The sequence below is a fragment of the Mesorhizobium sp. L48C026A00 genome (assembly GCF_000502375.1).
Classification (GTDB): domain Bacteria; phylum Pseudomonadota; class Alphaproteobacteria; order Rhizobiales; family Rhizobiaceae; genus Mesorhizobium; species Mesorhizobium muleiense.
This window is the reverse complement of sequence record NZ_AYWU01000013.1, coordinates 81682-94912: the sequence shown is the minus strand read 5'-3', so window position 1 is coordinate 94912 and position 13231 is coordinate 81682. Positions and strand designations below refer to the sequence as shown.

Genomic DNA, 13231 nt, shown 5'->3' with positions numbered 1-13231 from the left:
CACTTTAGCGCGACGCCGGCGACAGTATTTGTGCGCATGCGAACAATCTCTTGACTTTACCCTGTCACCAGGCGGAGCTCAAGCTCGCCGGTCTTGCCGGCGTGAGCGTAAGCCATTGAATTGACCCGTATTTATTAAGGCAACAGCGCGATGCATTGATTTCGCGGCCGGCTGGCTGGATTGCGGATGGCGCGCGTGATGCATAAAATCGCGCACATTCCTTCCAACAAAAACAAGGAGACTGTTCATGTGCAAAGGCGATGATATCAGCTGTCCGCATTTCGAGCTTCACTATAACAAGTTGAAGCAAGATCTAAATGCCGAGCGACGCGGCTTTCTGAAGGGGGGCCTGTTCGCGGCCAGCGGTCTGGCCACGCTGGGCGCCGGTGGCATCTCGCTGGTCACACCCGCACTGGCGCAGGCCACGTCATCGAAGCTGCCTGCACAACGCGCCTATCATTATTTGCCGGCCAACGCCGAGACCGTGCATTGGGGCTACTTCAGCAAATCACTGAAGCCGCGCATCGAGGTCAATTCCGGCGACATCGTCACGATCGAGTCGCTCACCCACCATGCGGGCGATGACCTGGAGCGCATGGTTGACGGCGACGAGGGTGCAGAGAGCGTCTATCTCTGGACGAAAGAGAAGAAGGGCGTCGACCGCCGCGGTGCCGGCCCTACCGACCCGGCCAAGTACAAGAAAGGTTCTGGTGAGGGGCAGGGCGTGCACATCATGACCGGCCCGGTCTATGTCCGCAACGCGGAGCCGGGCGACATATTAGAGGTGCGGATTCTCGATTGCGGGCCGCGTCCCTCTGGCAATCCCAAGTTCAGCGGCAAATCATATGGCTCCAACGCGGCGGCCAATTGGGGCTTCCACTACAATGACCTGCTTGACGGCACCAAGCGCGAGGTCGTCACCATCTACGAGGTCGACGTTGCCGGCGGCAAAAGCTGGGCCGAAGCGGTCTACAATTTCCAATGGGTGCCGCAGACTGACCCGTTTGGCGTCAGGCATGACACGATCGACTATCCCGGGGTTCCGGTCGACCACAGCCTGACCAAACGAAACTACGATGTGCTGAAGGGCGTGAGACTGCCCATTCGCCCGCATTTTGGCACGATCGGACTGGCACCGAAAGAAGCGGACGTCGTAGACACCATCCCGCCGAGCTACACCGGCGGCAACATCGATAACTGGCGCATCGGCAAGGGCGCCACGATGTATTATCCGGTCTCCGTCGACGGCGCGCTGCTCTCGGTCGGTGATCCCCATGCCAGCCAAGGCGACAGCGAATTATGCGGGACGGCGATCGAATGCTCGCTCACCGGCACGTTCCAGCTCATCTTGCACAAGAAAGCGGACCTAGCCGGCACACCGCTCGAGGAGCTCAATTACCCCATGCTCGAGACGCAAACGGACTGGCTGGTGCATGGGTTTTCCTACGCCAACTATCTTGAGGAACTGGGACCGAGCGCTCAGAGCGACATCTATTCGAAGTCGTCTGTCGACAGAGCGCTGCGCGATGCGTTCCGGAAGATGCGCCACTTCCTCATGACAACCAAAGGATTGACAGAGGACGAGGCGATTTCCCTGATGTCGATCGGAGTAGACTTCGGCATCACCCAGGTCGTCGATGGAAACTGGGGGGTGCATGCGGTGGTGAAGAAGGACATCTTCGCCGCACGTGTCGCCTGAGATGGTGGGTAACTAAATCTCGCATCACTTCGCCGTTACTCGGAAGCTCGACAAAGGCTAAAGCGCGTCGCGTTTGAAGGAATTCATGCGACGCGCTTTACGCTGCGCACCCTCGGGTCAGGCCCGAGGGCATGCTTTTGCGCAACATGTATCAGGAATCCGAACCAAGCGGGGCACCGACCGGTCCCTCCGTAAGAACGGACATCTGTAGCCAAGAGAAGCGGCCGAAACCGAAGAAGGCGACCGTGCACCAATGGTACCGTTGGCTGGGATCGAACCAGCGACCTCCGGATCCACAATCCGGCGCTCTAACCATCTGAGCTACAACGGCACGTTCGCCTGAGCGGGATGGAACGTTCATCCTCTGAGACCCGCTCTGTCGTTCGGCGATGCGTCCATACGGGCTATCGGAGTTTAATTCAAGGCTTTTGGCCGCGCATGGCCCGGAAAATCAGAATCGATTTCGCTGGGGATCATGCGCAAAATCCCAGGGTTCCGCAGCGTGCTTTGCGCGTCCAGGAAGGCGCCCGGCGCTGTAGGCAAAGGGTGCTCCGGCACCGACATCATATTCGCCGGGCAAAGAAAAAGGCCGGCGGGAGGAGGTGCCGGCCTTTTCCTGTTCCGAGCCAGCGGGAGGAGGTGCTGGCTGGTCATCCCGGAGAGCAGAGGGAGGAGGTTCCACCCGCCGGGTATTCGCTTGGACCACTATATCTCACATAATCCTGTTCGAAGAAATGCGACCTTTTGTTGCATCTTCGAACTATGCGCAAATATTAGGCGATCTTAACTTCCTTCATCGCCTTCTCGAAGGCGGTCTTGAGCGGCTTGGAGACGTCCTCGGCCGCCTTGGAGGCGACGGTCTGGAAATCTTTTGCCTGCTCGACAGTCATCTCGACCTGCTTGCGCAGGAATGCGGTCTGCAGTTCGACGACTTCCGACAGCGACTTGGCGCCGATCAGAGCTTCGAAATGCGACAAGCCGGCTTCAGTATTGGCGCGCAGAGCGGCAATGGTCTTGAGCGACAGGTCGTTGGAAACGGTCTTGGCGGTCTCAAAGGTGGACTCAAGGGCCTTCTGGGTCTCTTCGGCGCCGGTCTTCAGCTTGGCATAGGCCTCTTTCGACTGCTCGACGCCCTTTTCGGCGAAAGCACGGATCTGGTCGGTGGCCTTGGAAGCGTCGAAGCTCGGGAATTCAACGTTTTCGATAGTATCAGCGGTCTTGGTCCTGGACAATTTTCCATCCTTTGCAGGGGTAGCGGCTTCGATAGGAAAGCCGTCTCGTTCATGTATGATGGCAATATAAAGGCAAATCTTGTGCATTGCAATATCTTTGTTGCAGCGCACCATAAATTTTCTCTCCCAGCGTTAACCACGCGCCCAGAGATTCCGGCGGTTGCACGCTATGGCTTGTGGACCTTCGCCCCGTCGGCTTTTATTAACAAAGCGTTAACTGCAAACTGCCCGCTTCGTAAGGGTTCCCAAAGCGCATGCCGTCTGAAAACTACTCCTTCCTCGACGTCGCCGTGCTCGACGCGGTCCGCCAGCGCTTTGCCGCCGGCGACGCGATCGCTCTTTTGTCGGCAGACCTCGAACAGGTGATCTGGGCCAACGGACCAGGGGCAGCGGTGTTCGGCTACCCCGACATCGAGGCGATCATCGGCGCCTCGGCCGGCTTGCCGCCGATCGCCAGGCGCCAGATCATGGCGACAAGCGGTTTTCCACAGATCGGCCGCGACCGCGCCATCACGGTGCGGCTGGCAACCGGGCTGACCAGCCGCGCGGTTGGCTTTCTGGCCAGCGCGGTGACAATGCCTGACGGCGAAAACGCCATCATGCTGGCGGTGCCGGCGACGCAGACCGGCTCGCGCAGCGCCGCCGAGCTTGCCGCTCGGGCCATCGGCGGCTTTACCGAAGACGGTCATTTCATCGCCTTCGTCGATGCCAACGGCAACATAGAGGCCGCTTCCGATGGTTTTTCGGCACTCGGCATCCTGCCCGAAACGCTGACAGCGCTTGTCGCCGATGTTGCGAACGAGAGCGGTCGCGTCGTCAAACGCCTCGTTCCTGGCGGCACCGCTTCCTACCCGGCCGGCCTTGCCCGGCTGACTGACGAGCGGCACCTGCTGGTGGTGATCGACGAGAACCAGCTGGACTCCGAAGCAGCCCCTGCTGGCGTGCTCAGCGCAGGGGCGGCGGCCGATGCCGCAGTCCCGCCAAAAGCACAACAGGACAACCCGCCGGCAACAGTCGCGAAAACGGCTGCGGCAGTGCAGACAGTTGCGGCAGCCGACGAAGACACTTCGCTGTCGGCGGAGCATGATGTTCCCGATTCCAGTGGGCCCGATTCCACTGGGCTCGATTCGACCGGATCTCATTCAACTGCGCCTGATTCAACCGAGCAGGGTCCGGAAGCGGCCGGCGGGATACCTCCACAGCATGACCATTGGTATTTCAGCGCCAGCGAGGAGGAGGCGCAAAAGCCGGGACCGGATGCATCCGGTCCTGTCGAGGCGGATGCTTCGGCGGAAAGCTTCGCACAAAATGCCGTCAGGGCCGCCTCCCCGGTCAAAAATGCCATCCCCTCGATCGACCGCGCGGCGGCGCCCCTGCGTTTCGTCTGGCGCACCGACGCCGAGGGCAGATTCAGTGCGCTGTCGCCGGAATTCGCGGAACTCGTCGGCAAGCCTGCCGCCGATGTGATCGGCCGGCGCTTCAGGGACGTCGCGGCCACCTTCGACCTCGATGCGAGCGGCGACATCGCCGGCCTGCTCGACCGACGCGATACCTGGTCCGGCCGCTCGGTGCTGTGGCCGGTCGCCGGCACCGATTTCAAGATACCCGTCGACCTGGCGGCGCTGCCCGTCTACGGCCGCAGCCGTGCCTTCGAAGGCTTTCGCGGTTTCGGCGTTGCTCGCACCGGCGATGCGGTGGTCGATCCGGAAGCGATCGGCATGGCGCTTGTCGCCAATGCCGACGTCCCCGTGGCCGTCGAGCCGGAAGTCGCCAAAACGCCTGACGAAACCGACCCGTTCCAAGGCGAGGTGCCGGCGCTGACCATCGTGCCGAAGCCGGAGCGGCGCTTAGCCGACAAGGTGATCCGGTTGGCGGAGCACAGGCAGCCGGCCAACGACAAAGGCCTGTCGACGCTGGAACGCAGTGCATTCCGTGAGATCGGCGAGCGGCTCAAGAAGGACAATCCCCCGACCGAACAGCCCGCTGCCGCAATTGCGGCAGAGCCGGCTGCGGCGGAACCGACCGAAACCGATGTCGAAGACGAGAAGGATGTCGCAAGGCTCGACGGTGAGGAGCCGCAAGCAACCGTGTCCGACCTCTCAGGCTCGCTGCTCGACTATGCCGACCGGGACCATGTCGCCGACGATGGCGACGGTGCGCCGGTCTCCGAGCCGGGCAAACCGGCGCAGGAGATCGCTGAGCCCACCGACGCCGCCAGTCGATCGATCGCCGAAGACGCCGACAGCATGACGGCCGCCGATTTCCGCGATGCAGAAGACAGCGAGGACTGGGCGCGGCCTGATGACGGCGAAACCGGTTCGCCAACCGATGGCATCGGCGATGCCGGCGACGTCGAGCCGGCGACGGTCGAGCGGCCGCGCCTGCCGGTGCCGCCGCTCAAGCTCGAAGGGTTCGTGCCGTCGGCTTTTTCGACCGCGGACGACAACAAGGCTCCGGACATTTCGATCCTCGGCAAGCTGCCGGTGCCGCTGCTGATCCATTCCGGCGACGATCTTCACTATGCGAACGAGGAATTCCTCAGCCTGACCGGCTATGACACGCTCGACCAGTTGGAGGATGCCGGTGGCCTCGACGCGCTGTTTGCCGATCCTTACGACGGCAGCGCCTCCGATGGAACCGACCACGCGCTGCGGTTGAAGACGCGTGACAGTCAGGAGTTCCCGATCGAGGCCATTTTGAGCTCGGTGCCATGGCGTGGCGGCAAGGCGCTGATGCTGGTCGTGCGCCGTTCCGGCGACGACGAGGCAGCAGGTGCCGCCGACGACCAGACGCAGCCGGACACTTCGGAGCTCAAGGCGCGCATTGCCGAGATGCGCACCATCATCGACACCGCGACCGACGGCGTCGTGCTGATCGGCCGAGACGGAACGATCCGCTCGATCAGCCGACCGGCGGAGGCGCTGTTCGGTTTCGACAGCGACGAGGTGACCGGAAAAGCCTTCGTCTCGCTGTTCGCGATCGAAAGCCAGCGCGCCGCGCGAGACTATCTCGACGGATTGTCCGAGCCCGGCGTGGCGAGCGTGCTCAACGACGGCCGCGAGGTGATCGGACGCGAGGCGCAGGGGCGCTTCATTCCGCTGTTCATGACCATCGGCAGGCTGCCCAACGACAGCGGTTTCTGCGCGGTGGTGCGCGACATCACCCAGTGGAAGCGGGCCGAAGAGGATCTGACCCAGGCGCGCGCCGTGGCCGAGCGCGCTTCCTCGCAGAAGACCGACTTCCTCGCCCGCATCAGCCACGAAATCCGCACGCCGCTCAACGCCATCATCGGCTTCTCCGAACTGATGGTCGACGAGAAATTCGGACCGGTCGCCAATGACCGCTACCGCGACTATCTGCGCGACATCAACCGGTCGGGCAACCATGTGCTCGACCTGGTCAACGATCTGCTCGATATTTCGAAAATCGAGGCCGGCCAGCAGGAGATGGCCTATGAGGCAGTGTCGCTCAACGACACGCTGGCCGAGACGGTGGCGATGATGCAGCCGCAAGCCAACCGCGAACGCGTCATCATCCGCTCCAGCTTCGCCTCCCGGCTGCCGGAAGTGGTGGCCGATCTGCGCAGCGTGCGCCAGATCGCGCTGAACATCCTGTCGAATGCCATCCGCTACACGCAGGCCGGCGGCCAGGTGATCGTATCGACAGCCTACGAGAACTCCGGCGACGTGGTGATGCGCGTGCGCGACACCGGAATCGGCATGAGCCAGTCCGAGATCGAGCAGGCGCTCAAGCCGTTCAAGCAGCTCAACGCGCTTAAGCGCGGGCGCGGCGACGGCACCGGTCTCGGGCTGCCGCTGACCAAGGCCATGGTCGAGGCGAACCGGGCCCGGTTCACCATCAACTCGACACCCGGCGAGGGCACCCTGGTCGAAGTCGCCTTCCCGTCGACCCGCGTGCTGGCGGATTAGGGCAGCGGATCTTCAGTCGTCCGTGTCGCCGCGCTATCTCTTTGTTTGCATCGGATTTTCCCAAACCGGTGTCCACTTTGGCTCATGCTCGGCACACAAAAGAAAGGCGTCCAACAGGACGCCTTGAATGATCGATTGCTGTACATCGGGGGCTTGAGCGAATTCAGATCCTCTTGGGATTTAGAGGAACGGGATTTCTCCCTCAAGTTACGCACGACTATCGATGTCGGCCCTTAACAAAACCTTACCGGCACCGCGAAAAATTTACCGATGTGTACCACTCATGAAATCTAGGTAAATTCGAGCGAGATATTTCGTTAACCATGCTCGGCTCCGTTTGAACGCGTGACGGATCGCATGTCCTGGACCTCGAGAAACTAATCGGCCAGCTGCGGCAGGTCGCGGAACAGCTCGAGCGCTTCGGGATTGGCCAGCGCCTCCTTGTTCTTGACGGCGCGGCCATGCACCACGTCGCGCACCGCAAGCTCGGTGATCTTGCCCGATTTGGTGCGTGGAATGTCGGCGACGGCGACGATTTTAGCCGGCACGTGGCGCGGGCTCGCGCCGCTGCGGATTTTCGCGCGGATGCGTTTTTCCAGCTCGGCGTCGAGTTCAACGCCGGCCGCCAGCCGCACGAACAGCACGACCCGCACATCATTGTCGAAATCCTGGCCGATGCACAGCGCTTCCAGGATTTCCGGCATTTGCTCGACCTGATTGTAGATTTCCGCCGTGCCGATCCGCACACCGCCCGGGTTGAGCGTCGCGTCGGAACGGCCGTGGATGATCAGGCCGCCATGGGCGGTCCATTCGGCGAAGTCGCCGTGGCACCAGACATTGTCGAAGCGCTCGAAATAGGCGGCGTGGTATTTCTTGCCTTCGGGATCGTTCCAGAAGCCGATCGGCATCGCCGGGAACGCCTTGGTGCAGACGAGCTCACCCTTTTCCTGCCTGAGCGGCTGGCCGTCGTCGTCCCAGACATCGACGGCGAGGCCGAGGCCGGGTCCCTGGATCTCTCCGATCCATACCGGTTGGGTCGGCACGCCGAGCACGAAGCAGGAGACGATGTCGGTGCCGCCAGAGATGGAGGCGAGATGCACGTCTTTCTTGATGCCGTCATAGACGAAGCGGAAATCTTCCGGCGACAGTGGTGAGCCGGTGGAGGAGATCGTGCGCACGCTGGAAAGATCGTGCGTGTTGATCGGCCTGAGGCCGGCCTTGCGCGCGGAATCGATGAATTTGGCCGAGGTGCCGAAATAGGTCATCTTCTCTGCGTCGGCGAAGTCGAACAGCACGTTGCCGTCAGGGTAAAAGGGCGACCCGTCATAAAGCAGAAGGGTTGCGCCCGACGCCAGGCCGGAGACCAGCCAGTTCCACATCATCCAGCCGCAGGTGGTGAAATAAAAGAAGCGGTCGCCGTCGAGCAGGCCGGCGTGGAGCCGTTCTTCCTTGACATGCTGGATCAGCGTTCCGCCGGCCGAATGGACAATGCATTTGGGAATGCCGGTCGTTCCGGAAGAAAACAGGATGTAGAGCGGATGCGCGAACGGCAACCGTTCGAAGGTGACCGACTTGGCAGCGAAGGATGAGAACGCCTCGTCCAGCGCAGTCGCCTTCTCGATGATCGCCGCCACATCGATCGACGTGCCGAGATAGTCGACGATCAGGATCTTGCGGACGGTGACGAGCTTTGCCGCAACGGCGGCGATCTTGTCGGCAACCTCGATCGCCTTGCCATTGTACCAGTAACCGTCAGGCGCGATGAAGACGACAGGCTCGATCTGCCCGAACCGGTCCAGAACGCCCTGCTCGCCGAAATCGGGAGAGCAGGACGACCACACGGCCCCGATCGAGGCTGCCGCCAGCATTGCCGCGACCGTCTCCGGCATATTGGGCATCATGGCAGCGATGCGGTCGCCCTTTTTCACCCCGAGCGACAGGAAAAGCTGCTGCAGCCGCGAGGTCAGCGCATGCAACTCGTTCCAGGAGAGCCGGCGCTCGACCTTGTCCTCGCCGCGAAAGACGATGGCGTCACCGAGCCCGGTTTTTTTCAACAGGTTCTCGGCGAAGTTAAGCTTGGCGTCGGGAAAGAAGGCGGCGCCGGGCATCTTCTCGCCATCGACGAGCACGTGCTCGCCGCCACTGATTCCCCCGCTGGCGCCCTTGTCGCCAACGATGCCGCAAAAGTCCCAGACCAGGCTCCAGAACGCCTCGCGATCGTCGATCGACCAACGATGAAGATCGCCGTAGGAGGGAAAAAACCCGCCGGTTGCGGCCGCCGCGGCCTGCATGAAGGCGGTCATCGGCGCCGCGTCGATCTGGTCTTTGGTCGGTATCCAGAGCGGTGCGTCGCCAGCCATGATCGTTCCTCCTTAAAGCACGTTACGCTTGAAGAGATTCACGCGACGCGCTTTAGACTTTTGTTATTATCATGTCGTTATCCAAAAACGTTGCGCATTTTGGCGACATGCATTGGCATCGCTTATGCATATCGCAGCGCAGCAGAGCAAGATTTTGTTCGGCCGGGCGGCGCGGATGTGCGCAAATGCCATCGCTGGGCCATAAAGACTTGAAATGCGTCAGCCCTAAGTCGTAGGTAAACGACTGGGGTTACACCCGTCGGGCGATTTTTTGTCGGAACGGAAGCATACGGGGCGACATGCCATCACCTTTGATCCGGCGCGGAATATGGGCGATCGGCGCTGCCGTGCTCGTCATCGCGCTGGCCGTTGCCGCCCTGCCGCTCGTCGCCTCGACCCGTATCGTGCGCGACCGCATCGCCTGGGAAATGAGTGCGTGGAGCGGTTTCAGGGTCACCATCGACGGCGCGCCACGGATCGAAGTCTGGCCGAATTTCCGTGCCATCCTGGCCGACGTGACGCTTTCGCAATGGACAGAGACCGACGCGCCGCCGGTGATCGAGGCTGAACGGGTCGAGGTCAATCTCTCCGCCATGGCGGCGTTGCGTGGCAATGTGGTGTTCTCGACGGCGCGGCTGATCCGGCCGACGATCAGGGTTCAACGCGCAGCACATGGACTTTTCCTGCCCGCCCTGCCTTCGGGCGGGCGCATCACCCGTTCCATCGACGTCGCTCGCGCCGTTGTCAGCGCCAATCCAGCCAAGCCGGACCTCAGCAAGCTGCCGGCTGATCCGTTCGGCACCGTGGAGTTCAGGAACGGCCGCGTGGTGACTTCCGTCGATGGCAAGGACGCTGAGATACTGAGCAGCCTGAGCGGCCAGGCGAACTGGGCCGCAATGAACAGCAATGCGACGCTGTCGGCGACCGGGATCTGGCGCGGCGAAAGCGTCGCCGTGGATGCCGCATCGTCAAACCCGCTGGTGCTGTTTGGCGGAGGTGCGGCGCCGATGACGCTTTCCTTCAAGGCGGCCCCTGCCAGTTTTTCGTTCGACGGCGTGGCCAGCATGTCCGAGAACGCCTATTTCGACGGCCAGGCAAAATTTGCCGCACCCTCGCTCAGGCGCGCGCTCGAATGGTCGCGGGCCGGCATCGCGCCGGGCGCAGCAATTGGCTCGGTTTCCGTTTCCAGCAAGCTCACGGCGACCTCCGGCCGCATTAAATTCGAAAACACCGAGATCGCCCTGGACGACAATCCGGGAATGGGTGCGCTGGATTTCTCCTTTGGCGAGGCGCGCCCGGTGATCGCCGGTACGCTCGCCTTCGAGACGCTCGACCTGCGGTCGTTTCTCTCCGCCTTCGCACCCCTGGCGCCCGCGAACGGCGCTGGCCCCGGCGAAATCGACATAAGCGTCGCCGACCGCATCGATCTCGATCTCAGACTGTCGGCAGCGCAGGCCACCGCAGGCGCCATCCAGCTTGCCGACGTCGCCGCCGCTGCCCAGGTCAAGAACGGTCTTGCCGTCTTCGATATTTCCGATGCATCGGCCTTTGGCGGCAACATCCAGAGCAGCCTTCGTTTTGACCGCAAGCCGGAAGGCACGCAGGTCGAGATCAGGCTGCTCGCCTCCGACATCGACGGCGGGGCTTTTGGCACCGCAGCCGGAATGACGCGACTGGTGCCGATCGGCACGGGAACCGTTTCGGTCATCCTCAAGGGGCCGGGCAGAACCTGGGATTCCATTTTCGAAAATGCCGACGGCTCGGTTTCGGCGAAATTCGGCCAAGGCGCGTTGAGCCGGTTCAACCTGCCGGCGTTTCTCAAACACAATGAACAGGGCGGGTTCTTCGCGCTCGACGATGTCTCTGACGGAACACTGCCGATCGACGGGGCCGAACTCAAGGCGAGCATTTCAAACGGTGTGGCGAAGATCGACAAGGCCGAAGCGAATTCGGCGAAGTACAAGATCTGGCTTTCCGGCATCGCCTCCTATGCCGGGCGCGGACTGGCGCTGTCCGGCGGCATCATTCAGGCGGACCAGCCAGCCACGCAGACAAATAGCCAAGGTCCCAACCAGTCTTCATTCTTCATCGGCGGAACGTGGAGCACACCGTTCATTTCGCCGATAAGCCGCGGGGTATCCGGCGAGTAAGCAACGAAGCTGCTGCGGTCGTCGTCAGAAGTACTTCCTGCCGGCTTTGCTGGCGCCGCCCCTTTCGTCACCCCCGCTGAGCGGCCTGCTCATCGCGTTGGCGCTGGACCGCGCGCCGCTTGTTGGCGAGCGAAGCGATGATGACGCCAACCGCCACAACCGCGATCAGGATGGTGCAGGCGGCGTTGATCTCCGGCGTCACACCGAGACGAACCTGGCTGTAGATCTTCATCGGCAGCGTGGTGGCGCCAGGCCCTGAAGTGAAGCTGGCAATGACCAGATCGTCGAGCGACAGTGTGAACGCCAGCATCCAGCCGGACACGATCGCCGGCATGATGACCGGCAGCGTGATCTGGAAGAAGGTCTTCACCGGCGGCGCGCCAAGATCCATCGCGGCTTCTTCCAGCGAGCGGTCGAACGTGATCAGGCGCGACTGCACGACGACGGCGACGAAGCACATGGTCAGGGTGATGTGGGCAAGCGTGACGGTGACAAAACCGCGGTCGAGACCGACGGCGACAAAGAGCAGCAGCAGCGACAGGCCGGTAATGACTTCCGGCATGACCAGCGGCGCAAAGACCATGCCGGAAAACAGTGTCCGGCCCTTGAAGCGTGTGTAGCGCGTCAAGGTGAGAGCCGCCAGCGTGCCGAGCACGGTCGCCACGGTGGCCGAGATGACGGCGACGCGGGCCGTTACCCAAGTGGCGTCCATGAGGCCCTGGTTGTGGAACAGCGAGACGTACCATTTGGTCGAGAAGCCGCCCCAGACGGTGACCAGTTTCGATTCGTTGAATGAGAAGACGACGAGCAGGACGATCGGCAGGTAAAGAAATGCAAAGCCGAGCACGATCGAAGTGATGTTGAAGCGGCTCCAGGTCGGGTTCATCTGTCCTGCTCCTGGGCGCGGGCCTGGGCCCGCTGGAAGAGCATGATCGGCACGATCAGCAGCAACAGCAGGATGACGGCGACGGCCGAAGACACCGGCCAGTCGCGATTGGCGAAGAACTCGTTCCACAGCGTCTTGCCGATCATCAGCGTCTGTGAGCCGCCGAGCAGGTCGGGAATGACGAACTCGCCGACCGCGGGGATGAACACCAGCAGGCAGCCGGCGATGACGCCGGGCAGCGACAGCGGAAAGGTGATCTTCCAGAAGGCACTGGTCGGTGGGCAGCCGAGATCCTTGGCTGCCTCGATCAGCGAATAATCCATCTTTTCCAGCGACGAATAGAGCGGCAGCACCATGAACGGCAGGTAGGAATAGACGATGCCGATGAAGATCGCCGTATAGGTGTTGAGGATGATCAGCGGCTGGCTGATGACGCCGGTGGCGAGCAGCAGCTGATTGAGCAGCCCCTCAGGCTTGAGGATGCCGATCCAGGCGTAGACCCGGATCAGGAACGAGGTCCAGAACGGCAGGATCACCAGCATCAGCAAAGTCGGGCGCAGCATCGCCGGGGCGCGCGCCATGCCGTAGGCGATCGGGTAGCCGACAAGCAATGTCAGCACCGTCGAGATGGCGGCGACGATGACGCTGGTCACATAGGCGTTGACGTAGAGCGCGTCCTGGGTCAGCCACGTGTAGTTGTCGATGCTGAGCTCATTCAGCTGGGCGAAGAAAACGGCAAGGCCGTCGCCGAAGCCGAGCACCGGCGTGTAGGGCGGTATGGCGATCGCGGTCTGCGACAGCGAGATCTTGAAGACGATGACGAACGGAATGAGGAAGAAGAAGACCAGCCAGAGATACGGAATGAGGATGACAAGACGGCCAACGAAGGCCTCTCCCGTTCTGGCCAGGGCGGATTTTCCGGCAGCGGTGGCTCGAGAGCTTGTTGCGGCGGTGACAGCGGCATTCGACATGGCC

7 protein-coding genes and 1 tRNA gene are annotated in these 13231 nt (G+C 62.1%); 3 read left to right on the top strand and 5 right to left on the bottom strand.

The features are described from left to right. Positions 1–247 precede the first annotated feature (247 nt). Complete coding sequence (locus X738_RS62935; protein WP_023800326.1) at positions 248–1699, top strand: acetamidase/formamidase family protein; 1452 nt, start codon at positions 248–250, stop codon at positions 1697–1699. 254 nt (positions 1700–1953) lie between these two features. On the opposite strand, the gene X738_RS62930 is transcribed toward X738_RS62935, so the two are convergent. Both X738_RS62930 and X738_RS62925 read right to left on the bottom strand, forming a co-directional pair. Further along, positions 1954–2030: transfer RNA gene (locus tag X738_RS62930), tRNA-His, on the bottom strand. Between the two features lie 442 nt (positions 2031–2472). Next, a complete protein-coding gene (locus X738_RS62925; RefSeq protein ID WP_023800324.1) occupies positions 2473–2931 on the bottom strand; it encodes a phasin in 459 nt (152 codons plus the stop codon). 254 nt (positions 2932–3185) lie between these two features. On the opposite strand from X738_RS62925, the gene X738_RS62920 reads away from it, so the two are divergent. Beyond that, positions 3186–6860 carry a PAS domain S-box protein gene (locus X738_RS62920; RefSeq protein ID WP_023800323.1) on the top strand — a complete coding sequence of 1225 codons (3675 nt, stop codon included), beginning with the start codon at positions 3186–3188 and terminating at the stop codon, positions 6858–6860. Positions 6861–7237: 377 nt separating this feature from the next. Here the strand turns inward: X738_RS62920 and X738_RS62915 are convergent, their stop codons facing one another. After that, a complete protein-coding gene (locus X738_RS62915; RefSeq protein ID WP_023800322.1) occupies positions 7238–9220 on the bottom strand; it encodes an acetoacetate--CoA ligase in 1983 nt (660 codons plus the stop codon). Positions 9221–9519: 299 nt separating this feature from the next. Here X738_RS62915 and X738_RS62910 point away from each other — a divergent pair, with 299 nt between their 5' ends. Beyond that, the gene (locus tag X738_RS62910; RefSeq protein WP_023800321.1) at positions 9520–11370 is read left to right on the top strand and encodes an AsmA family protein; all 1851 of its coding nucleotides are present in this window, start codon (positions 9520–9522) and stop codon (positions 11368–11370) included. A gap of 67 nt (positions 11371–11437) precedes the next feature. On the opposite strand, the gene X738_RS62905 is transcribed toward X738_RS62910, so the two are convergent. Continuing rightward, a complete protein-coding gene (locus tag X738_RS62905) occupies positions 11438–12256 on the bottom strand; it encodes an ABC transporter permease (RefSeq protein ID WP_023800320.1) in 819 nt (272 codons plus the stop codon). Beyond that, a complete protein-coding gene (locus X738_RS62900) occupies positions 12253–13227 on the bottom strand; it encodes an ABC transporter permease subunit (RefSeq protein WP_023800319.1) in 975 nt (324 codons plus the stop codon). Before X738_RS62900 ends, X738_RS62905 begins: the two co-directional genes overlap by 4 nt. Positions 13228–13231: the final 4 nt, after the last annotated feature.